Annotated in this window: 17 protein-coding genes; 14 read left to right on the plus strand and 3 right to left on the minus strand. The window is 39.8% G+C overall.

All coding sequences use genetic code 11. The features are described from left to right. Positions 1-3 precede the first annotated feature (3 nt). Both H5159_RS14625 and H5159_RS14630 read left to right on the plus strand, forming a co-directional pair. Positions 4-1479: an SLC13 family permease gene (locus tag H5159_RS14625; protein ID WP_182780499.1), complete on the plus strand. Its 1476-nt coding sequence runs from the start codon at positions 4-6 to the stop codon at positions 1477-1479. A 214-nt stretch (positions 1480-1693) separates the two neighbouring features. Then, on the plus strand, positions 1694-3088 hold the full coding sequence (locus H5159_RS14630) for a coniferyl aldehyde dehydrogenase (protein ID WP_167334960.1): 1395 nt from the start codon (positions 1694-1696) through the stop codon (positions 3086-3088). A 136-nt stretch (positions 3089-3224) separates the two neighbouring features. On the opposite strand, the gene H5159_RS14635 is transcribed toward H5159_RS14630, so the two are convergent. Next, the gene (locus H5159_RS14635; protein WP_024595553.1) at positions 3225-3950 is read right to left on the minus strand and encodes a tetratricopeptide repeat protein; all 726 of its coding nucleotides are present in this window, start codon (positions 3948-3950) and stop codon (positions 3225-3227) included. 781 nt (positions 3951-4731) lie between these two features. Between H5159_RS14635 and H5159_RS14640 the strand changes: the two genes are divergently transcribed. The 7 genes from H5159_RS14640 to H5159_RS14670 all read left to right on the plus strand — a co-directional run bounded on the left by H5159_RS14640 (position 4732) and on the right by H5159_RS14670 (position 12620). Further along, on the plus strand, positions 4732-5595 hold the full coding sequence (locus H5159_RS14640) for a DUF6279 family lipoprotein (RefSeq protein ID WP_182695172.1): 864 nt from the start codon (positions 4732-4734) through the stop codon (positions 5593-5595). 84 nt (positions 5596-5679) lie between these two features. Further along, positions 5680-6708, plus strand: a complete 1029-nt coding sequence (locus tag H5159_RS14645; RefSeq protein ID WP_182780500.1) for an XdhC family protein — start codon at positions 5680-5682, stop codon at positions 6706-6708. Next, positions 6702-7313, plus strand: coding sequence for a nucleotidyltransferase family protein (locus H5159_RS14650; RefSeq protein WP_182724011.1), 612 nt, complete (start codon positions 6702-6704; stop codon positions 7311-7313). Before H5159_RS14645 ends, H5159_RS14650 begins: the two co-directional genes overlap by 7 nt. A gap of 171 nt (positions 7314-7484) precedes the next feature. Then, positions 7485-7973 carry a (2Fe-2S)-binding protein gene (locus tag H5159_RS14655; RefSeq protein ID WP_007582016.1) on the plus strand — a complete coding sequence of 163 codons (489 nt, stop codon included), beginning with the start codon at positions 7485-7487 and terminating at the stop codon, positions 7971-7973. A 12-nt stretch (positions 7974-7985) separates the two neighbouring features. Continuing rightward, positions 7986-10277, plus strand: coding sequence for a xanthine dehydrogenase family protein molybdopterin-binding subunit (locus H5159_RS14660; RefSeq protein ID WP_182780501.1), 2292 nt, complete (start codon positions 7986-7988; stop codon positions 10275-10277). Positions 10278-10463: 186 nt separating this feature from the next. Further along, the gene (gene moaA / locus H5159_RS14665; protein WP_182780502.1) at positions 10464-11435 is read left to right on the plus strand and encodes a GTP 3',8-cyclase MoaA; all 972 of its coding nucleotides are present in this window, start codon (positions 10464-10466) and stop codon (positions 11433-11435) included. Positions 11436-11582: 147 nt separating this feature from the next. Continuing rightward, a complete protein-coding gene (locus H5159_RS14670) occupies positions 11583-12620 on the plus strand; it encodes a GGDEF domain-containing protein (RefSeq protein ID WP_182737530.1) in 1038 nt (345 codons plus the stop codon). A 10-nt stretch (positions 12621-12630) separates the two neighbouring features. Here H5159_RS14670 and H5159_RS14675 read toward each other — a convergent pair whose 3' ends face one another. Next, complete coding sequence (locus H5159_RS14675) at positions 12631-13569, minus strand: LysR family transcriptional regulator (RefSeq protein WP_076925596.1); 939 nt, start codon at positions 13567-13569, stop codon at positions 12631-12633. Between the two features lie 119 nt (positions 13570-13688). Here H5159_RS14675 and H5159_RS14680 point away from each other — a divergent pair, with 119 nt between their 5' ends. The 5 genes from H5159_RS14680 (at position 13689) to H5159_RS14700 (ending at position 23058) form a co-directional block, all read left to right on the plus strand. Next, entirely contained in the window at positions 13689-14858 is a 1170-nt protein-coding gene (locus H5159_RS14680; protein WP_024595653.1) for an efflux RND transporter periplasmic adaptor subunit, read from the plus strand. 9 nt (positions 14859-14867) lie between these two features. After that, entirely contained in the window at positions 14868-18020 is a 3153-nt protein-coding gene (locus H5159_RS14685; protein WP_182780503.1) for an efflux RND transporter permease subunit, read from the plus strand. After that, positions 18013-19425 carry a TolC family protein gene (locus H5159_RS14690; RefSeq protein ID WP_182780504.1) on the plus strand — a complete coding sequence of 471 codons (1413 nt, stop codon included), beginning with the start codon at positions 18013-18015 and terminating at the stop codon, positions 19423-19425. The genes H5159_RS14685 and H5159_RS14690 overlap by 8 nt, the downstream gene beginning before the upstream one ends. Before the next feature lie 10 nt (positions 19426-19435). Beyond that, positions 19436-20464 (plus strand): zinc-binding dehydrogenase, encoded by a 1029-nt coding sequence (locus H5159_RS14695; protein WP_182780505.1) that lies wholly within the window; start codon positions 19436-19438, stop codon positions 20462-20464. 338 nt (positions 20465-20802) lie between these two features. Continuing rightward, positions 20803-23058, plus strand: coding sequence for an acyl-CoA dehydrogenase (locus H5159_RS14700; protein ID WP_182780506.1), 2256 nt, complete (start codon positions 20803-20805; stop codon positions 23056-23058). Positions 23059-23250: 192 nt separating this feature from the next. On the opposite strand, the gene H5159_RS14705 is transcribed toward H5159_RS14700, so the two are convergent. After that, a complete protein-coding gene (locus H5159_RS14705; RefSeq protein ID WP_182733278.1) occupies positions 23251-24219 on the minus strand; it encodes an integron integrase in 969 nt (322 codons plus the stop codon). Positions 24220-24561 lie beyond the last annotated feature (342 nt).

Genomic DNA, 24561 nt, shown 5'->3' on the forward strand with positions numbered 1-24561 from the left:
GCCATGACAGATAATATACTCACGCAAAAACCAGATAAGAAAAGACATTTCCAATGGCTTTTTTTGATACTAGGCCCTGTAGTAATGCTATTAACATGTTTACTCGATCCACCAACGGGTATGTCTGTAGCGGCATTTAAAACCGCAGGTTTAGCATTTTGGATGGCGTCGTGGTGGGTGAGCGAAGTAGTACCAATTCCAGCAACTGCTTTGCTCCCTCTGGTAATATCACCACTTGCTGATATAGCAGCAATTAAAAGCGTAGCTGCCCCGTATGCGCACCCGCTAATATTTTTATTTTTAGGTGGTTTTTTAATTTCTATTGCTATGGAGCGTTGGGGGTTACATAAACGTATTGCGCTAAGCACCATGTTATATGCGGGTAAAAAGCCAAGCTTGCAAATTTTAGCAATGATGCTGGTAACCGCATTTTTGTCGATGTGGATGTCTAATACCGCAACAGCTGTAATGATGCTGCCTATTGCGCTTTCAATTACTAATTTAGTTAAGCAATCAGACCCGAGTAATGAAGGTTTTGGTAAGGCTTTACTGTTATCAATCGCTTATGGTGCAAGTATTGGTGGTATTGCTACCTTAATCGGTACTCCGCCTAATGCTTTAATGGCTGCTTACTTGTCAGATAGTTACCAAATAGAAATTGGCTTTGCGCAATGGATGATTGTAGGCGTACCACTGTCTTTAGGCATGCTAATTATTAGCTGGGTTTGGCTTACTAAATTTGCGTATAAAGTAGATGCTAATGTTAAAAACGATCAAAAAATTGATACAAAAGCGGTGTTTTCAACGCAGTTAAAAAGCCTAGGTATAATGCAGCGCGCCGAAAAAGGCGTGTTATTTGTGTTTGTTTTAGCAGCACTGTGTTGGATATTTAGACCTTTATTAGGTGACATAACAGGTCTTAATATTTCAGATACTACTATTGCAATTGCAGCGGCATTGCTGTTGTTTGTAATGCCAGCGAATAAAGGCAAAGATGAGCGTATCCTTGATTGGGAAAGCGCAGCTAAAGTGCCGTGGGGCGTTTTATTATTATTTGGTGGCGGGCTTACACTTGCATCTCAAATTAAGTCATCAGGGCTTGCTGAATTTATTGCTCATCTAATTGAAGGCGCTAGCACTATTCCACTTGTTATGAGTGTACTTGTTGTTGTGGCATTAATTACGTTTTTAACTGAGATCACAAGCAATACAGCAACTGCAGCGGGCTTTCTTCCTTTGTTAGGGCCCGTTGCAGAGTCTATAACAGGTTCACCATTGGTTTGGGTTATTCCAGCAGCTATAGCGTGTAGTTGTGCGTTTATGATGCCGGTAGCGACACCACCAAATGCTATTGTGTTTGGCTCAGGGCAAATTCAAATGCGCGACATGATAAGAGCGGGTTTTGTGCTAAACATTGTGGCTATTGTATTAATTACGCTGGTTACAATGACGATTGCAGCCCAAGTATTTGGCTTTTAAAGCTGAACTAAATTAGTTCCAACCAACCTATGCCAGAGTAGCTTTGTTTATATTTACAGTTTTAAACAAAGCTACTCTTTATGCTTATTTATATTGCTTAAGAAGCTCTTTTTTAGATAATTAGTGTTATTGCTCGAAAAACAGAACAAGGTTATAGTCGTTAATAACTTTAAAAATTGAGTAACCTATTTTGAGCACTGAGACATCACAGGCAATGCCTTTAATTCCCCAGTTTGATGAATTGCAAAAAAGCTTTCTCGAAACGCCTTACTTGCCAATTGATAAACGTCTCGTTTTATTGAAAAAACTCCGTGTACGTATTGTTGAACTTGAGCAAGAGCTAGTAGATGCTGCTTCAAAAGACTTTGGTTACAGAACCGCTTTCGATACATTACTAGGCGATATATTACCTACAGTGCAAACACTCGCGCACATTATTAAAAAATTGCCAAAATGGGCAAAGCCAAGTAATCGCTCTGTGGGTTTAAGCTTGTGGCCTTCAAAAGTAAGTGTTAATTATCAGCCCAAAGGTGTGGTTGGTATTATTGCACCGTGGAATTACCCCATTCAGTTAGCGTTAGTACCTGTGCTTACCGCTATAGCTGCCGGTAATAGAGTGATGCTTAAATTAAGCGAATTCACACCTCATACAAACGCCGTTATCGAAAAAATCTTTAAAGATGATCTGCAAGCTCATTGTAAAATAATACTAGGGGCGAGTGATGTTGCAGCACAGTTTTCATCACTGCCATTTGCTCATTTACTATTTACGGGTTCAACGAACGTAGGTAAATTAGTAATGGCGTCAGCGAGTCGTAACTTAACGCCGGTAACGCTTGAACTCGGTGGTAAATCGCCAGTTATTATTACGCAAAATGCCGATATTAAAAAAGCGGCACAAGCCTTACTGTTTGGCAAAATGGCCAACGCAGGGCAAATATGCGTTGCACCCGACTACGTATTTGTACCCAAAGAGCTTGAGCATCAGCTTATTCAGCAATTATGCGAGTTGTATAAAAAGCATTTTAAAGACGGTGTTGAAGGTAAAAACTTAACCTCTATTATTAGCGATGCACACTATAAACGTTTAGCAACCTACTTAGAGCAAGCCCAAGAACTGGGTGCAAACATTATTAAGCCACTTGAGCAAAACCAGCAAGACGAAGAAAAGCATCGTATGGGGCTGCATTTAGTGACTCAAGTAACTGACGAAATGCAGCTTATGCAAGATGAGTTATTTGGTCCAATACTACCAATAATGAGTTATGAAAAGCTCGACAGCGCAATTGACTATATTAAAGCTCATCACCACCCATTAGCGCTTTATATTTTAGGCCAAGATAAGCACGCTCAAGAATACATTATGAAGCAAACAATCAGTGGCACTGTGGCAATAAACGACACCTTAGTGCAAGTAACTGCTGATGATGCTCCTTTTGGTGGTGTAGGCCATTCAGGAATGGGGCATTATCATGGTATAGAAGGTTTTTTAACGTTTAGCCATGCTAAAAATACGTTAGTATCGGGCTCGTTTAATCCTCGCATTGTTATGCTACTAAAACAAAGCAAACTTATTATTAAGCTTCTAAAGTGGCTTTACATAAAATAATAGGGTGCTGATTTGGTAAAGTTGAATAGGTGTTAACTTGCTAATCAAGATATATTAAAAAGGCTGAATTACATTATGTAATTCAGCCTTTTTTAGATTAGTTTAAAGCTACGGTCTTAAACTCTAAAATAAGACTTTAAAATAAGCGACCTTCGCCAGCATAGGTACCCACTTGTATTTTTGCATAAATGGCATCGGCTTTTTCTTTAGCTGCTTCAATTTCTTTAGGCAGCATTTTACGCTCATCAAGTTTACGGCTATGACTCGCTTGCATATTACCGTTGTACTCAGCGATAGTATTCCAAATATATGACTTTTCAAGATCTTTTGGCATACCTAGTCCTTCAAAATACATGAGGGCTAAATTAAATTGCGCTAAAGAGTAATTGTTTGCAGCTGCTTTTTCGTACCAGTTACGTGCCGCTTCATAGTCTCGTGTAACACCCACGCCATTAGCGTACATTACGCCCAAATTAAATTGAGCTGCAGGTAAATTCTTCTTAGCTGCTTTTTCAAATAAGGTAACTGCCATTTGATGATCAAGTTTTACGCCTTTACCTTCATCGTATAAAACAGCTAGAGCAAACATCGAATCAGCATGGTTCTTTTTAACGCCTTGTTGATAAAGCGCAGCTGCTTTGCGGTAATCGCGTGTTACACCGTATCCACCTTCGTATAATTTGGCTAGTTCGTAAATTCCTGGCGCAAAACCTTTATCTGCTAGGTATTGGAATTCTTTTAGGGCGACTGCAAATTCACCTTCGTTAGCTGCTCTTATGCCATCTTCTAATGTTGCATGAGCGAAAGGGCTGGCAAGTAAAACGCCAGCAAGAATGAGTGCTTTTAAATTAAACTGTGACATATTAATGCCTCCAATTATTAATAGTTTCGATAGATTTTAGGGCCAGTACATTTTTTAGATTAAACATCCACTGCTATTTAGGCTCGCCCTTGAGGCGGTTTGCTCTTTGTTGCTCGGTTTTTTAATGAGCTTACTAAGTTACAAACTTCGCGCGGCGATTAAATAGCGCCTAGATAGAACAGATTTAATCCTAAAAGGTCAACAGGCCATAGTTAAATGCTAATTTATTAAATTTTTGCACTATTTGCACATTATAAACGTTTAATACCCAATACATTTATGTAAAGACTAAATCGGTTACTATAAATAGATGCAAAAAAGGGTGTCTACTGTTATGTTTTACGCCAGCTTTAGTGTAAACGCAAGGCGGTACCTTATAAGATCGTGCGTATAAAATGTAAATAACACCGCGGTGGACTTTCAAGGTAAGTAAATGAGTTTAAGAAGTGTAAGATACAGATTTTATAGAAAATTTAAAGATATAAAAAAAGCCCGTTAGGGCTTTTTTGAGTCATATTAACCGTCACTAATATGAGCAATGTAGCAAGTAAATGTGATATTTGGTGTTATTACTTGGGTCGAGTAAGTAATACCACGAAGCGGCACGTTCTTCTTTTAATGTGTCAGCATCCTTGCTGAATATCCTTCCATAGGCACTGAGGTCGGTACACTTTGTTTCTGATAATGATTATTAGTTAGATTACCGCGCAAGTCAATACTTAAATGATAATTATTATCAAATAAGATTTTCATGATTATAAAATTTAAAATAAGGAAAGTGATGCTTAATAATCTTAAAGCTAAAAAAGTGATAAATGCATGCTTTGCTATCAGCATGGTATTTTTGTGTAGTTGTTCAGCCTCATTTACTTATAACAACTTGAGCTGGCTTTCGTCATTTTGGGTAGATGATTATATTGATTTAAATAAAACACAAAATAAGCAGCTCAAACAGATTATTAACACGACCCAAGCCTGGCACAGAAGTACGCAGCTGCCAGCCTACAAACAAGACATTCAAAATATTAAGGCACTTTTTAACACCACACTAAGCAACGATCAGTTAAAAGAGCAGGTGGTTTTTGCTAAAAAGCATTGGCAAAACCTACTTGAATACGCGCACATGCCTTTAGCTGAGCTTGGGGCAACCTTATCAAGTGAGCAAAGAGAAGAGCTTTTAAACAATATTCAGATAAAAATTAACGACGAACGTGAAGAGTTAAACGAACAAAGCCCGCTTGAGCGAAAAGATGAGCGTTTGGAAGAGCAATTTGAATACTACGAGCAGTGGATAGGAAAGCTTAATAAACAACAAAAAGCGCTGATTAAATCAACTAATGAGCAACATCAAGACTCAGAAGCGTTGTGGTTAGAGTACAAGCAAACCCGTTTGAATGCGGCCAAACAGGTATTTACAAATGCTGAAATTACAAAAAAAGAATTTATAAATCAGTTGAGTACAGTTATTAAAGAGCGCGAACTATATATGAGCGACGCACTATTGAAAACCAATGAAGCAAACTTAGATTTATATATAAATTTACTCTACGAATTAAACTCAACCTTAAATGATAAACAACGCCAAAGCGTTAATGATCAATTTGATGAGTTAATTGAGACCTTAAACGATATAATAGAAAATTAAATTGTGCGTGAATTATTAAGTTTTAAATTAGCTGTTTAGGCTGATTTGTTTTTAAACGCAAAAATGCTTTTTAAAGGGCAATATATGGTTACAGATTTGAAAAGTATCTTAAACACTTGGTATCCCAACAGGGACAACCAAGAATGGGTTTTAGCTACTTTGTACAAAATTGAAGGCTCTAGTTACAGAAAGCTAGGTGCTATGATGCTTATTTCGAGCCTAGGCGAGCGCTTGGGGATGCTTTCGGGTGGCTGTTTAGAAGCTGACATACAACGCCATGCTAAACAAGTAATGAGTAGTTTAAGCAGTAAAACCATTAGTTATGATGCCACCGATGAAGACGATTTAACATTTCAACTTGGCATTGGTTGTGGGGGCATAGTACATATTTTACTGCAGCCCATTCACAAAGCTAATGACTATTTACAGTTAGAGCTTGTATCTAAAGCACTTAATGAGAATAAACCAGGGCGATACCTTCAACAAGTAAGCCCCATTTTGCCAGCCGGTAGTGGTGTATTGACGCAAAATGATGAGTTGCATGGTTTATCAATGAACCGCAAAGCGCAATTGGTAGAATTACAAGGCGCTACGTGCTTGCAAACCTCTATTTATCCACCGCCCCATCTATTAATAGTAGGTGGCGGCGCAGATGCAGTTCCGGTTTATACATTTGCCAAACAACTTGGTTGGAGTGTAACTGTATGGGATACACGCGCGGCTAATGCAAAAAGACAATATTTTAAAAATGCAGATGCTATTTTGCGCATCACACCGAGTGAGTTAAAAGAATATTGCATAACTCATAAAGTCGATGCGACTATTTTAATGGCTCACAGCGTTGAACTTGACGCCAGTACGTTGGCTCAATTTAAAGATGTTCCGTTTAAATATATAGGATTATTGGGTCCTAAGCACAGACGTGAACAAGTTTTAGAGCACGCAAATACGCGTGTTTCACAAATTAAGTCTCCTGTTTTTGGGCCTGTCGGTTTAAATTTAGGGGGCGACTCGCCAGAGAGTATTGCACTATCGCTGATCAGCGAAATACATGCAGTGCTGTGTGATAAAGATGCCCAATCACTTAGCCATTGGGGGCAAGAGCCGTGCTGATTGCAAAAGTAGTGTTGGCAGCAGGTCAATCATCTCGTTTTGATGGTTGTAAGCTAATAGCCGATGTGGGCTTAGGGCAAACAATGATTGAGCGAGCGGTTGAAGTGCTGCAAGCGCTTGATGATTCACCCGTATATGTAGTTACAGGAAAGTGGCACGCAGAGGTAGTAAAAGCACTCAGCGGGCATTCAAATATACATATTATTGAAAACAAACGATGGGATGACGGCTTAGGTGTTTCAATTGCTGTCGCTTCGCAAGCGCTATCTAAACACCATGCTTATAATGGAATTTTATTTATGCTTGCCGATCAGGTTGAGCTTAAAACGCAAGATCTAGCTGCATTAGTTACAGGTTTCACACGTGAATCCTCGCGCTGGTGTGCAAACTATGGCGAGCGTTTAGGTGTACCCGCTATATTCCCAGCGGTTGATTTATCAAAGCTTACAAGCTTAACTTCTGATAAGGGGGCACAGCAATTACTGCGTTCCAGCAGTGAAGTCGTCAATACAATTAATTTAAGTAGTGCGAGTGTAGATATAGATACGCAACTGCAGCTGAGTAATTTTATAGCGAAGCATGAATTAAAAGTACACAAAAAGTAATTGAATTATATCAGTTGTAACTACGATTATGTTTAAAGTATTTAGCTGTGAGTACAATGGGTATTACACAGTAAATGATGTTTTTAGAGTGAGTAGTTACAACAATTTTAACGGTAAAAGCCAACGTATTAACTAATATTGGGGCTATAAAGCTTAATCAAGGGGCGAGCTATGGTGACGTTTACAATTAATGGCAAGGTGGTTGAATCACACGCAAGTGAAGATACACCATTGTTATGGGTTATTCGCGATGAAATTGGATTAAAAGGTACGAAGTTTGGTTGCGGTATTGCAATGTGTGGTGCGTGTACGGTGCATTTAGATGGGCAAGCAACTCGCTCATGTGTTTTACCAATTGGCGCAATTGCAGGAAAAAACATTACTACAATTGAAGGACTTAATAACGAACACCCACTTCAAAAAGCATGGGTTGAAGAGCAAGTACCACAGTGCGGTTATTGTCAGTCTGGGCAAATAATGCAAGCGGCTACATTACTGGCAGCTAACCCAAGTCCTTCAGATGAAGAGATAGTAAGCCATATGAATGGTAACTACTGTCGCTGTATGGCTTATAAACGTATTAAAACTGCTATTCAACGCGCTGCAGATGAGTCACAAAGTGTAGTAAATATATTTGATCCAAATGCACAAGACGCTTAACTGGAGCCGATAATGAAAAAATTATTTCAAAAAAATAGCGAAACCGTTAATTTAAATCGTCGCTCGTTTATGATTGGCACTGCTAGCGCAGGTTTAGTCATGGCGTTTGCCCCTGCGTTATTTTCGGGTTCGCTCAGTGCAAAAGAATCAATTGCGCAACAAGCTTTTTCACCCACCATTTGGTGGACTATGAGCACCGACGGCGCTGTAGAAGTAAGTATTGCAAAAGCTGAAATGGGTCAACATATCGGTACTGCTCTTGCGCGGATTGTGGCTGATGAACTTGAATGTGATTGGGATAAAGTATCAATTACCTACGTAGATACTCATGAAAAATGGGGCTTTATGGTAACGGGTGGTTCGTGGTCTGTATTTCAAAGCTTTAAGCCATTATCCCAAGCCGGCGCTGCGGGTCGAATTGCATTAATAGAAGCTGGAGCTAAATTGCTCGGCGTGCCTGCAGATAAATGTCGTGCTGAAAAGGGCTATATTATTGCAGGCGAAAAATCGGTTAGTTACGCAGACATAGTTAAAAAGGGCGAATTTAATCGTACATTTACTAGTGATGAAGTTGCAAACCTTCCACTAAAACCTGCTAATAAACGTCATTTAACTGGGCTTAAACAAGATTTTAAAGCGCTTGATATACCAGCCAAAACAAATGGTACAGCAGTATATGGGATAGATGTAGAAGTTGAAGGCATGCTGTACGCGCGTCCAGTTATTCCACCAACTCGTTATGGCAGTACAGTAACAAACGTTGATGATAGTGCAGCAAAAGCAATTAAAGGTTACAAAGGCTATGAAATTTTAAATGACCCTAGTAACACAGTTCAAGGCTGGGTTGTTGTATTAGCTGATAGTTACCCAAGTGCCATTAAAGCAGTAGATGCTTTAAAGGTGAGTTATAAAAAGGGTGAGTCAGCAAATATATCTGAAGCTGATATTCAAAAAGAAGGTAAGCGATTATGCGAGCAACGCGACTCGGGTACTTTGTTTGTTGATGAAGGCGATATAAAGAAAACTCAAGCAGACGCTAGTGAGTCGTTAGAATCAATGTATACCACAGCGACAGCGAGTCATTATCAGCTAGAGCCATTAAATGCGGTTGCAGAGTTTAAAGACGGAAATTGGATTATTCATACAGGTAACCAGTGGCAGTCACTTACGTTACCAGCGCTTGCTAAAGCACTCGATATAGAACAAAACAAAGTAATTATTCGTCCTTATTATTTAGGTGGTGGTTTTGGTCGTCGATTATTTGGTGATTGGACTGTACCTGCGGCTCTAACTGCAAAAGCAGTAGGTAAACCAGTAAAACTGGTATTTACACGAGCAGACGATAGTTTATTCGATCAGTCTCGTTCTGCATCTGCTGCAAAAATGACGGCGTCGTTTGATAAAAATGGTACCTTCACAGGAATGGATCATGCATTTGCTGCTGGTTGGCCTACTAAAGCTATGGCACCAGGGTTTTTATCACCGGGTGTTGATGGCAAAGGTAAATTTGATGCATTTTCGGCATCAGGCGCTGATCATTGGTATAGCATGAGTAGTCATCGTGCACGCGCTATTAATAACGAAGTTGCACAAAGCACCTTTAATCCAGGTTGGTTACGTTCAGTAGGGCCAGGCTGGATTGCATGGAGTCTTGAGTCGTTTATTGATGAAATTGCCCATAAGCAAGGCAAAGATCCTGTTCAATTTAGAATTGAAATGTTAGATGGTAAAGGCAAGCAAGCAGGTAAAGCACCTGAGAGCGTTGGCGGAGCACTGCGCTTACGTAATGTGCTTAAAACGGTGTCTGACAAAGTAGCTTCTGTAAAATTGGCGAAAGACGAAGGTATTGGTTTTTCTGTAAGCTCAGGGCAAGAACGTACCATGCCAGCATGGCTTGCAACCGCAGCGCATGTTCACGTTAACCGTGATAGTGGTAAAATAACGCTTAAAAAGCTTTATGTTGTTGTAGATGCGGGCTTAATAGTTCACCCAGATGGCGCACTAGCGCAAATTGAAGGGTCGTTACTATGGGGCAGCAGCCTTGCATTGCATGAATCAAATACGTATAAAGATGGGCAAGTATCTGCGACTAACTTTAATACTTATTTACCGCTAAGAATGCAAGATGTGCCAGATATGGACATCGAGTTTTTACAAAGCGATGAGTTTCCAGTTGGTTTAGGTGAGCCTGGCGTGATAGGAGTTGCTCCTGCTATTGGTAATGCAGTGTTTAATGCTGTAGGCGTGCGTTTACGTGACCTACCAATGAAGCCAAGCGAACTTAAAAAAGGCTTAAAAGCGTAAAACAAAAATAATTAAAGGGGTATGCTTTATGCAGCCCCTTTTAGTTATTAAATATATTTATGTAATTATTATTTATGTATCAATAGGTAGCGTTGTTTATACCAGTTTGCTTTATTAAACGATTAAGTATTATTGCAAATTGGTATTAGGTTGTTATTACGTGTTGATATTAGTTAAGGTTTATTTATGCTAATCGACCCAACAGGGCGAGAGTTTAGTTACCTACGTTTGTCTATTACGGATGTATGTAATTTTAAGTGTGTTTATTGTTTACCAGATGGTTATCAGGGCGGTCACGACCGTGGCTTTCTCACAATTGATGAAATTAGCAATACGCTTAAAGCGTTTGCACACCATGGTATTGAAAAAGTAAGGATCACTGGCGGAGAGCCAACCCTTAGAAAAGACTTTATAGATGTTGTTCGCGCGGCAAAAGATGTTGCGGGCATAAAAAAAATTGCAATGACTAGCAATGGTTTTTCTCTTCATAAGAATATTCATGACTGGGTAGATGCAGGCTTAAACGCCATTAATGTAAGCATTGATAGTTTAGATTCACGCATGTTTAACACCATCACTGGGCATGACAAATTTACCTCAGTAATGAAAGGTATTGATACTGCGCTTGAAACGGGTATTGATTCGGTAAAAATAAACAGCGTGCTGATGAAGCAATACAACGCAAAAGAGTTTGATACATTTTTAAATTGGGTTAAACACCGCCCCGTTACCATCCGCTTTATAGAATTGATGCAAACAAACGACAACAAAGCCTTTTTTGATGCTAACCATGTTTCTGGGCAAGTTTTAAAAACTCAGCTACTACAAACGGGCTGGCAGCAAGTTGCGCGTAGTGCATCAGCAGGTCCTGCTCAAGAGTTTGCTCATCCTGATTATCAAGGCAGAATTGGTTTAATAATGCCTTACAGCAATGATTTTTGTAGTACCTGTAATCGACTAAGGGTTACAGCAAAAGGGAATCTGCACTTGTGTTTGTTTTCTGAAGAGGGTATTTCGCTAAGAGAATATATGAACGACAGTTCAAACAGTGAATTAATGGCATTGTTATCTCGTTATATTAAAACTAAGAAGCCAACTCATCTTTTGCATCAAGGTAATACGGGCATCACCACTAATTTATCTATGTTAGGTGGTTAATTGTAAGAGCTAATTTGTAAACAAAAACATCAAACGTGTCCCTAAATCACCAATAAAAGGGTGTGTTTACATGGTTTTAGAGCAACAAAGCTTGTTAAATTGTATTTTCACGTTAAACTTACTTTTTATTTTTATTAAGTGATTAGAATGGATATCGCAGCCCTTAATAGCACTAAATCATTAAGAAAGGACGTTCTAAGAGGAATGTGCCTTTGTTTTGGTGTTTTATCGGTTGGATTTGCGGGATTTAATTTAACTGTAAATAACTTTCCATTGCTAGGCTATATCGAAATCTGTTTTTCTATTTATTGTATATTTACTTATATTTCACTTAAACGCCGTCCACTACAGTTTTGGCAATCCTTAATAATGTGTGCACTGGTAACGTTAATTATTATTATAGGTACATCCTTAGCAACGCCTAGTAATGGTGTGTTTGTATGGTCGTTTGCATTACCTATTTTGTACTACCTGTTACTAGGTAAACAATATGGTGTAATTTTCTCTGCAAATTTATTAGTGATCCAAGTGTTTATTTTAGGTAGTCAGTCTACTCTTGCCCCCTTTGAGACTTTTAACTTATCTCTTAATCTACTCTGTGCTTATTTAAGTATTTGGGCGATTTCTCATGTTTTTGAAGGGAGCCGCTCACATTTTTCAAGGCGACTTAAAAATTTAGCGTTACTTGACCCACTAACGGGTGCAGGCAATCGCCTTTCAATGAACCACTACTTTGAAGTTGAACTACAAGATAAGTCACAGTTATATTTGTTTTTACTCGATTTAGACTTTTTTAAGCAGATAAATGATGAGCATGGCCATGGTGTCGGTGACCAAGTACTTATCGAAGTGGCCACTTTACTAAGGGTTGTGCTTGGTAGAGGGTATGTATTTAGAGTAGGCGGTGAAGAGTTTGCTTTATTTAGCTCTTTTGCAAATGAAGAGACTGCACTTAATACCGCTGAACAAATAAGAGCACGTTTTGAAAATACCACATTTGACATTGACGGCCTTGCAATCAATGTTACAACCAGTATTGGTGTCGCAAAATTTAAAAGTACCAATTCATTGGAAAGCTTTGTAAATCAAGCTGATAAACAGTTATACAAAGCAAAGCAATTTGGTCGCAATAAAGTGTATTGTAAGTTTAAAAAAGAAAATGATTACCAGGCAGTCGTTGCGTAAGTCGTGCTACTTAGTACATTTGTTCAAAGTTAGGGATCCCGTTTTCCCAAATCGGTTTATCTTTTCCTAAATGCTCGCGTACAGCATCAAAAAATAATCGGGTTCTTACTGGTAAATCTCGATGCGGATATACGGCATACATCGCGCTAAACTCCATCAGTTTTACATCGGTCAATAAAGGCACTAACTTACCTTGTATTATTTCATCACCAATAATAAATGCAGGTGCGACAAAGTAAGTTGTGCCCGATAACGTTTTCATTAACAATGATTCTGCATCGTTTGCACGAAACACACTTTTTATTTTTTGCTCGCAGCGTTCACCTTTACTATCGTAGTAATCTATAGCTTCTACTCGAATAGAATTACTGGCATAGCTTGCTGCTGGTAATTGCGCTAACTCTTCCATTGTTTTTGGCATACCATAAGTTTCAATAAACTGTGGCGCAGCTAAAATTAATAACCGGTTACGCGCTATTTTACGTGCAATAAGTGACGAGTCTTTAGGCTCACCTACACGAAAAGCCAAATCAAATCCTTCAGAGACAATATCAACTAATCTGTCGTCTAAACGTAGTTCAACTTCTACTTGCGGAAAGCGTTTTTGAAAATCATTAAGCACAGGTTGTAAATAACGACGACCAATAAGTGTTGATGAAGTGATTTTTAAAACGCCGCGCGGCTCTAAATGGTAGTTTTCAGCCATGCGCACGGTTTCGCCGAGCAGCTCTCTAAGCTCAGCTGCTTTTTTGATCATTTCGGCGCCCGCCGCTGTGAGCGAAAATGAACGGGTAGTTCGGTTAAGTAACCTAACGCCTAACTCATCCTCTAAACGGCTAATTTGTTTAGATATAACAGAGCGATCTATGTTGCGTATTTCAGCAGCTTTAGCAAAAGAGCCTTGCTCAACTACTTCAAGTAACATTAAAAGTCGACTTGTTGTATCCATTATTACACCTTAACCAATCTATTGATGCCATTTTGGCATTAATGAATTTAAAAATCTATGGTTTTTACACACGGGTTTAATCCGTATTATGCGAGGCTAATCAACAATGGAGCGTCTTCATGAACAAACATCTAATTGCTGCTGCACTTACTGCGGCCTCTTTAACACTTGCGGGTTGTGCTGATGAGAGCACAGCTCAATCAGCACCTGCACAGCAACTTCAACCAATTGATGTAGCACAGGTGCTTGTTAAGCCGGTACAGAGCTGGCACACATATACAACTCGTTTAGAGTCTCCACAAGAAGTTGCTTTAATGCCGCGTGTATCAGGAATCATCGATAGCATTGAATTTAAAGAAGGCGACGTGGTTAAAGAAGGCGATGTTTTATTTCAATTAGATGCTCGCCCATTTGCAGCGGTTGTTGCAAGCTTAAAAGCGCAAATTAAAAGTGCAGAAGCCGCCTTAGAACAAGCTAAAAGTGAAGACAAACGTGCGGTACGCTTATTAGACCGTAAGGCAATCTCTACAGAGCAAGCACAAGCGCGCACTTCAACACTGCGCCAACGCGAAGCACAGCTTTCTGCACTGCAAGCACAACTTACTTCAGCAGAACTTGATTTAGAGTTTACGTCAGTAGTATCACCAATTGATGGCATTATTTCTCGTGCAAATATTACTAAAGGTAATAACGTACTTGCGGGTCAAAGCGTATTAACGTCAATTGTTTCAAACCAAGCTATGTACGCTTACTTTGATGTTGATGAGCGCACATGGAATAGCTCTTTTAATGATGTTACTGCTGCGAGCCACCAAACTGTTGTAATGCAAAAAGTCGGTCAAAGTGATTTTGCATACAAAGGCTACATTAACTTTATTGATAACCAAATTAATTCATCAACGGGCACATTACGTGTACGTGCGGTATTTAATGAAGACAACAACCAATTACGCGCAGGCTCGTTTGCACGTATCAAGCTTGCAGCCAATTCTATTAGCGACGCTATTATTATCCCAGAACGTGCAATTGGTACTGACTTAAAAAATCGCTTTGTACTAACCGTTGGCGAAAACAACGTACTTGAATACAAACTAATTACTATTGGTGAACGTTACGGTGCATTACGTGCGGTTACTTCAGGCCTTAACGAAGGTGATGTAATTGCTGTAAATGGTCCTGCTCGCGTAGGTCCTGGTATGCCAATCTCTCCGCAAACAGTAACAATTGATACAAGCGGTGTGGCATTTACATTGTCAAACGACAACGCACAACTTGTGGCTAAGCAATAAGGTTTATTGATGAAATTTTCGCATTTCTTTATACAGCGCCCAATATTTGCGGCTATGCTGTCGTTGGTTATTTTAATTGCTGGTGGCATATCACTATTCCAATTACCAGTAAGTGAATACCCAGAAGTAGTTCCTCCAACAGTTGTTGTTACCGCCAACTACCCAGGTGCTAACCCTACCGTTATTGCGCAAACAGTGGCAACACCGCTGGAGCAAGAAATTAACGGTACTGAAAACATGTTGTATATGTTTTCGCAAGGTACTAGCGATGGCCGTATGACTCTAACGGTAACATTTGCGTTAGGTACCGATTTAGACCGTGCTCAAGTACAAGTACAAAACCGTGTAAACAGTGCACTTCCGCGTTTGCCAGAAGAAGTACAACGTTTAGGTGTTGTGGCTGAAAAGTCATCACCCGATTTAACCATGGTAGTACATTTATACTCACCTGAAAAAACGCACGACACAGCTTACTTATCTAACTATGCTGATCTAAACATTAAAGATGAAATTGCGCGCTTACCAGGCGTAGGTGATATTCGCATGTTTGGTGCTGGCAAATACTCAATGCGAGTATGGCTAAACCCAGATGCACTTGCTGCACGCGAATTAACAGCAACAGATGTAGTAACAGCACTTCGCTCGCAAAACCAGCAAGTTGCTGCAGGTAGCTTAGGTGCGCAACCAATTTCAAACGACAGTCAATTTCAAATACTGTTAAACGTTAAAGGTCGTTTAAACAGTATTGAAGAATTTGAACAAGTTATTATTAAAGTAGGCGACGAAGGTCAGTTAACGCGCTTATCTGATATAGCCCGTGTTGATTTAGGTCAAGACACTTACGCACTGCGTGCAGAGCTTGACAACCAACCAGCTCTTGCAATGCCAATATTTCAACGCCCAGGTTCAAACGCTATTGAGCTTTCTGATCAAGTACGCGAAACAATGGCGCGCTTATCAAAAGATTTCCCTACTGGTGTTGAATACGACATTGTGTACGACCCTACGGTATTCGTTCGCGGCTCAATTGACGCGGTAATTGCCACGTTGCTTGAAGCAATTGTACTGGTAGTTATTGTTGTTATTGTATTTTTACAAACGTGGCGAGCATCTATTATTCCGCTAATTGCTGTGCCTATTTCACTTATTGGTACATTTGCCGTAATGCAGTGGTTAGGTGTCTCAATTAATACCTTGTCGTTGTTTGGTTTAGTTTTGGCCATAGGTATTGTTGTAGATGATGCGATTGTAGTTGTTGAAAACGTAGAGCGTAATATCGAAAAAGGCTTATCGCCACTTGAAGCAACCCGCGTTGCAATGAGCGAAGTAACAGGCCCTATTATTGCCATTGCGCTAGTACTAAGTGCTGTATTTATTCCTACTGCGTTTATTACCGGTTTATCAGGTCAATTTTATAAGCAATTTGCACTTACAATTACAATTTCGACGATTATCTCAGCGTTTAATTCATTAACGTTATCGCCTGCGCTTGCTGCATTGTTATTAAAATCACACGATGCAAAACCAGATGCGTTCACGCGTTTACTTAATAAATTGTTTGGACGTTGGTTGTTTAAACCATTTAACCGCGTATTTAATCGTGGAGCTAAAGGGTACGAAAAACTGGTACAAAAACTAATCCGTATGACCGTTGTTGTAATGGTGGCTTATATTGCACTTGTTGGCGGCACAATTAAGTTATTTGATACCGTACCAGGTGGCTTTATTCCACAGCAAGACAAACAGTATTTAGTGGCTATTGCGCAGTTACCTGACGCATCAAGCCTTGATCGTACTGAAGACGTACTTGCTCAAATGCAGCAAATTGCATTAGAAGTCCCAGGCGTTGCACATACTGTTGCTTTTCCTGGCTTATCAGTGAACGGTTTTACAAACAGCCCTAACAGCGGCATTGTATTTACACCACTTGAGAGCTTTGACAAACGTACCGACCCAAGCCAATCAGCGATGGCGATAGCGGCGCAGTTGAATAAACGTTTTGCTGCAATTGATGAGGCATTTGTAGCGGTATTTCCACCGCCGCCAATTCAAGGTTTGGGCACTACAGGTGGTTTTAAACTGCAAATAGAAGACAGAGCTAATAAAGGATTTGAGGCACTATTTAATAGCCTGCAAGCCGTTATTGGTAAAGCGCAACAAGACCCAGCATTAATGGGCCTGTACTCAAGTTTCCGTATCCAAGTTCCACAAATGGATATTGATATTGACCGCGAACAAGCGCTTATTCAAGGTATTCCACTTGATGAAGTATTTAATGCACTGCAAATTTACTTAGGCTCTGTGTACGTAAATGACTTTAATATGTTTGGTCGTACGTACCAAGTAAATGCACAGGCTGATGCTGACTACCGCTTAGACCCTGATCAAATACTTAATTTAAAAGTACGAAACCGCTCAGGTAATATGGTGCCACTAGGCTCTGTATTAACAGTAACACCAACAATTGGTCCTGACCGTGTTATGCATTACAACGGTTACCCAAGTGCAGAACTAAATGGTAGCCCAGCGCCAGGTTATAGCTCTGATCAAGCACAAGTTGCTATTGAAAAAGTACTCGCAGACACACTACCAACAGGTATTGAATATGAGTGGACTGAAGTAACGTACCAACAAGTACTTGCCGGTAACACCATGGTTTATGTATTCCCGTTAGTTGTATTACTTGTATTTATGGTACTTGCAGCGCAGTACGAGAGCTTACGTTTACCACTGGCAATTATATTAATTGTACCAATGACTATTTTCTCAGCCTTGTTAGGTGTGTGGTTTGTCGGCTCTGACAACAACATATTCACCCAAATAGCGTTAATAGTACTGGTCGCGTTGGCTTCTAAAAATGCAATATTGATGGTTGAGTTTGCAAAAGATAGACACGACTCAGGCTTATCGCACTTAGAGGCAATACTTGAGGCATGTCGTATGCGCTTGCGCCCAATATTAATGACGTCAATTGCATTTACAGCAGGTGTTGTACCGTTAGTACTTGCCACCGGTGCGGGCGCCGAAATGCGACACGCAATGGGTAACGCAGTATTCTCAGGCATGATAGGTGTAACCGTGTTTGGCCTATTGTTTACGCCGGTATTTTATATGTTAGTGACTAACAAAAAAGATAAAGCGCAGGAGAATACTCATGACTAAATTAATGCAAAAAAGGCTTAAAACAAGTCTAACTGTCAGTGCGGTATTAGTCGCTGCGTTTTTAGCCGGGTGCGCGAGTAAAATAGACACCATGGGCGAGCAAAAAGCCGTTAACGAATTTGTTGCTAAAGCTAATATTGCGAGTAACGTTAGCGTTGCTGATGAAACAAACTGGTGGAAAAAGCTTAATTCTGATCAACTAAATGAGCTTGTTACTGGTGCGCTTGCAAATAACTATAATTTGCAAACAAGCCAGTTAACACTTAAAAGTGCATTAGCGCGATTAGGAGAGCAAAAAGCTCAATACCTACCACAAGGTGGCGTAAATGTTGGCGCAGCTCGAAGCGATGCACCAAGCGTTTATGACCGTCAATCAAGTGCAAACGTTGCACTTGATTGGCAACTAGATTTATTTGGTCGCATAACGGCGTTGGTTGATGCTGCAAATGCATCGGCCATGAGCCAAGCAGAGCAAGTACGTTTACTGCAAATTGAAGTAGTATCGTCAGTTGTTAAAGGCTTTGTAAGTTATCAAGGTAATGTTGAAAAACAACACATTGTAGCACTTCAAATTGAAGCGCTTGAGCAAAGTATTGACGTTCTTCAAGCCCGTGTTGACGAAGGCGTCGCAAACGAGCTTGATTTAAATCGTACGATGGCGCAGCTTAGGCAGCAACAAGCACTAATGCCTGCTATTGAATATGCAAAATACAGCGATTTATCTGCACTTGCAGTACTAAGCGGTAAGTTAACGCAAAATATTGCTATTGAAAACGAGCAAAGCGTGCTGGAACGTGACTTTAGCGTAGCATTAAAAAACGCTAATAATGCCATTGCCTTACGTCCTGATATTAGCCGTGCACTGTTTGACTTTAGCCAAGCAAATAGTTTAAGTGTTGCAGCTAGCAAAGCGTTATTACCAGATATTAGCTTATCTGCATTTGCAGGGGTTGTGAGTATAGACAGCACAGGCTTAAAAAATACTGATCAGCAGTGGCAAGTAGCGCCGCAGTTACAATGGTCGTTATTAAGTTACCCAGCATTATTAGCACAGCGCGACGCGCAGCAGTTTTTAAGTGAAGCCGCATACAGCGATTATCAACAAGTGGTATTAACTGCACTAAGTGAAAGTGAACTTTCACTGCAATTGTTGGTCAATCAGACGCAGCAAAAGCGCTTTGCAGATGAGCGCTATGACTTTGCTAATAAAGCATTTTTACAAGCCCAAGCAATGTATCAAGAAGGCCAAATTCCTTACCTTGAGTTGTTAGATGCGCGTCAGGATGTTTTAATAGCACAAGAAAATGCTGTTGAAACAACAATTTCTTCACTGCTTGCCAAAGTAAATGCTTACCAGTCATTTAATGGCCAATGGAGTTATGCGTTAAACGACACTAATAAGTAGAGTTATATTGATGCCAAATACTGAAAATTTACATGAATACATTATCCCGCAAACGATGCGCGCTATTGTACTGCCAGAACCAAATGAAACAATTGACTTAGCAGATGCTGAGCTGCCTGTTCCAGACTGTGCAGATAACGAGCTGCTTGTAAAAGTAGAGTACGTTGGTTTAAATCCAGTTGATGGTCAATTTGCTAAAACAGGCTTTTGTAAATGGCAGTATCCACACATTTTAGGCTTAGATGCTGTAGGTGTTGTGGTTAAAGCTAATAAAGGTGTGTTTCCAAATGTTGGCCAGCGGGTTATGTGGCATGCCAACATTGGTGAGCAAGGTGCTTTGAGCGAATACACCAAAGTACCTAACTTTGCAGTGTCGGTTGTGCCAAGCGGTTTAAATCCGGCCATAGCAGCAACACTTCCATGCGCCGGTATGGCAGCACTTATCAGCTTAGATAAAATAGGCATTAGTGAAGGCGATACTATTTTTATTGAAGGCGGAGCCGGAGCGGTAGGGCAGTTTGCTATTCAATATGCAAAACAGCGTGGTGCAGATGTATTTACCACCGCATCAAAGCGTAACCATAAATTGGTTAAGCAGCTAGGCGCTGATGTGGTTTTTGACTATAGCGATAAAAAGCTATGCGAAAAAATCCGCAGAGAACTTGGCCCGCAAGGCTTTGATGCGGTTATTGATACGATAGGTGGAGAGTGTACTCAGCGTAATATTGAGTTAATGCGTTTTTGTGGACGTATTGCCTGCTTAAATCCGCTCCCTTGTTTTGATCAAGACTTAATGTATCACCGAGCGCCCAATATTAGCGTTGTATCGATTGGTGGTGCATGGCTTGCTAATAGTTTATGTGCACAACAACGCTTGAGCTTTATGGGCAACCTGTTACTTGAAGGAGCTGTTAGTGGCGACATTAAACACCCAGAAATAACGCCCGTAGACTTTAGTGCTGAGTCAGTATCGCAAGCGCTTAATAAACAACTTGCTGGTGGTTTTACCGGCAAGCAAATTGTTAAAGTTGCTAAGTGAAGCGCTTATACAATTTGATTTAAATTTAAGTAGTTTTAGCTAGATTAACTGATAATGTAGCCTCTACAAATTGAATAAAAACGTAGCCTATTTGTGCTGCGTTTTTTTATGCCCATAAAAAATAGATACAGCGCTAGGATTTTTGCTGTTTTATTCATCATTTTAGTCAAAATACTTTTTTTCAGCGTACAACTGTAAGCCTTTGTGTTTCAACAGTTTACGTTCAGGTAAAGAAAATAAATTGAAAAAACTGTTAATTAATTGAATAGAGTAATTGATCTAAACGATTTTTTATGACGTAATGTAGGTATTATTTAGCTGGTCGGATGAGTTCAATCATGAGTTTACGTACAAAACTAAAAAAAGTATTACCAAGTATTTCTATCACAGAACAAGAAGCGCTAGACGCGGGTGATGTATGGCTTGAAGGTTCTATCTACCAAGGTAAACCTGATTTCAGTGCACTTCGCGACGTACCTGCTGCTACATTAAGCGCAGACGAGCAAGCATTCTTAGACGGTCCAGTAAAAGAGTTATTGGGCATGATTGACGATTCAGTGATTCAAAACGGCATTCATTTACCAAATGACATCTTAGAATTTTTGAAAAAAGAGCGTTTTTTCTCGCTTATCATTCCTAAGTTGTTTGGTGGTTTAGAGTTTAGCCCTTATGCAAACTCTACCATTGTTGGCACAATTGCGACTAAAAGCTCAGCAGTTGCGGTAACCGTAATGGTTCCTAACTCGTTAGGCCCAGGTGAGTTATTACTTCACTTTGGTACGCAAGAACAACAAGCACATTACTTACCACGCCTAGCAAATGGTACAGACATTCCATGTTTTGCATTAACAAGCCCAGAAGCTGGTTCTGATGCAGGTGGTATTCCTGATGTTGGTAAAGTAACTAAAGGTATGTACAACGGCGAAGAAGTCCTTGGTTTAGAAATTACCTGGGACAAGCGCTACATTACACTTGCACCTATTGCTACCGTACTTGGTTTAGCATTTAAAGTAGTTGACCCTGATGGTCTGCTAGGTGGTAAAGAAAACCTAGGCATTACCTGTGCACTTATTCCTAAAGAGCACCCAGGTGTAGAGCTTGGTAATCGCCACGACCCAATGGGTATTCGTTTTTACAACGGTACTACACGTGGTAACAAAGTATTTGTACCAATGGATTTTGTTATTGGTGGACAGAAAAACATCGGCCGTGGTTGGCAAATGCTGGTTAGCTGTTTAGGTGCTGGCCGTGGTATTTCATTACCTGCGCTAGGTGTTAGTACAGCACAAGTTGCATTTAAATCAGCATCTGAATACGCAGCAGTGCGTGAACAGTTTGGTTTAGCCATTGGTCAGTTTGAAGGTATTCAAGAAAAACTAGCCGACATTGCAGGTAAAACATACCTACAAGAAGCAATGCGCGTACTTACAACTGAAGGCTTAGGCATGGGTTTAAAACCATCAGTAGTAACCGCAATCGCTAAATACCACATGACAGAGCTTGGTCGCGACGTGCTTGATTCAGCAATGGATATTCAAGCAGGTAAAGCGATTCAAAACGGTCCACAAAATACATTAGCAAGTGGTTATGTTGCTCAGCCGATTGCCATTACGGTAGAAGGTGCGAACATTCTTACTCGTAACCTAATGATATTTGGCCAAGGTGTTATGCGTTGTCATCCATATTTACAATCTATGGTTGAGTCAATTCACAGCGAAGACAAAGGCGCTGATAAAGAATTTAACGGTATTTTACGTAAAACAATAGGCTACAGCACAGCAAACAGCTTACGTGCTTTCCGCCTAGGTGTTTTACCATTTACAGCAAGTGCAAACTCTGATTTACCAGAAGTACGCGACTACGAAAAAGCAGTACATAAATTATCTGCAAAACTTGCAGTGTACGCAGACTTTTCGTTACTTGTACTTGGCGGTAAGTTAAAGCAAGCAGAAATGCTATCGGCACGTTTAGGCGATGTAATGAGCTTCTTATATGCAGCTATGGCATCAATTAAATACTACGAGCAAAAAGTATCAAGTAGTGACCGTGAGCAAGCAGCGCCGTATTTCCATTACGCGACTCGTTTTGCACTACAAAGTGCTGAAGAAGCATTGCATAAGTTTTTAGATAACTTCCCTGCAAGTGGTACACGTAAGTTTATTCGTTTCATTACAATGAACTACTCAACTAAAATGCCAAAAATTAGCGACGATTTAATCCGCGAACTAGCTAAGCAAGCTCAGCTAGATACCGCATTTAAAGCGCAAATCACGCATTTAGTTAAACCAGTAGTGGGCGATGGCCATCATATTAATGAGCAAGCTTACAAAGCTAAAATGGCATCACTTGGCGAGCTGGCTAAAGTTAAAAAAGCACTACGTGCTAAAGTAATTAAACCAGGTGCACGTTTTAACATTACGCTTGATAACGCACTAGCGGCGAACGTAATTACCCAAGCTGAACACGTTCAGTTAATTGATTACAACATCAAACGTGAAAAGGCGATTCGTGTAGATGAGTTCGATTTTGATATGAACATACTAGACGATAACGCACAGCCAATTAACCCGCTTAAAAGCGTAGTTAATCAGTAAGTTAAAGTAATTAAATTCAATGATGCAAAGCGCCCGCACTATCGGCGCTTTTATTTTTGAGTAAATAATTAGTGTGGGGCCCCGCTTGTGTAAAAACAAGCGGGGCTTTTTTATGTGTTATTTAAAGTAGAAATAGATGACGGTATTGGTTTGAAAGTGAATATGTATCTGTAGAGGATTAAAAAGAGACGCTTATAATCTTGAAAAAGGGCTAACAACCCCGTTAGCACCTTGCTGTAGTACATGGGTATAAATTTGAGTAGTTTTAACATCAGAATGGCCAAGCTGAGCTTGAACAGTTCTTATATCGGCGCCATTTTGCAGTAGATGAGTAGCAAAAGAGTGTCTCAATGTATGAGGTGTTATTATTTTTGTTAACCCTGATTTTTGGACGGCTTTTTTAATCTCTTTTCTAATACAAGAGTGATGAAAATGATGTCGCCTTATTTCACCACTTTGAGGATCTGAACTTAATATATGAGAAGGAAATAAATATTGCCACGCAAGCGATTTTGCGGCACTTGGATATTTTTTTGTTAAAGCATATGGCATCCATACGCCAGAATATTCCGTATTATTTAAATCCAGTTTTAAATAGTCATCAACGTTCAAAATTTGATTTCTCAGCATAGGAATTAGCTCTGTGGCCAGCGTAACAATGCGGTGTTTATTACCTTTTCCATTCCATACTTGAATGCATTTATAATCAAAATCAATATCTTTTACTCTTAATTGCACCGCTTCCATTACTCTTAAGCCACTTCCATACATAAGGGCTGCAATTAAATAATAGCGCTTATTTAAATGAGCCATCAACATTTTAACTTCCTCTGGGGTCATCACTACAGGGAGCTTTGCTTGTTTTTTACTACGGGCAAAATTTAAATTTAATGAGAGTTCTTTTTTTATTATGTGCTTGTATAAAAATGACAATGAATTGAGTGCGGTGGCTTGCGTACGTGGTGCAACGTTTTGCTTTAACACTAAATGTTCTAAGTAGCGTTCGACTTCATTGTCCCCCATTGAGGCGGGATGGCGTTTATTATGAAAATGGATATAAGATGCAATCCATCTTAGGTAGGTATCTACGGTGCGTAATGAATACTGACGTACCAACATATAATCGGCTATATAATTTAAAAATGGGGAACGTGTTTTCATACTATTACCAATAATGGCGCTGTTTTTATATACAGTATAGTTGTGATGCACACATATTCAAGAAAATGAGCGGCGAGCGCATTTTCTCTTTTATTGAGAGTTTGAATGCTAATAAAAATTATATATAGCAATGTGTTAAGTTATTTGGTAAAAATGATTTATAAAATACATGAGAGTATTGTTGGCAGAAATATGCGCGATGAGCGCACTATTAAATTGTTGAACTAAGCCGCTACGCGGAGATCCTATTCTGACCATTTGAGCCACACTTACCTTGAGGTTATCCCATATTTGGAGGTAAGTAATGAATACACTCATTGAACAAGTCAAAACTGAAATAGC

This window comes from Pseudoalteromonas sp. SG43-1 (genome assembly GCF_014164415.1).
GTDB lineage: Bacteria > Pseudomonadota > Gammaproteobacteria > Enterobacterales > Alteromonadaceae > Pseudoalteromonas > Pseudoalteromonas distincta.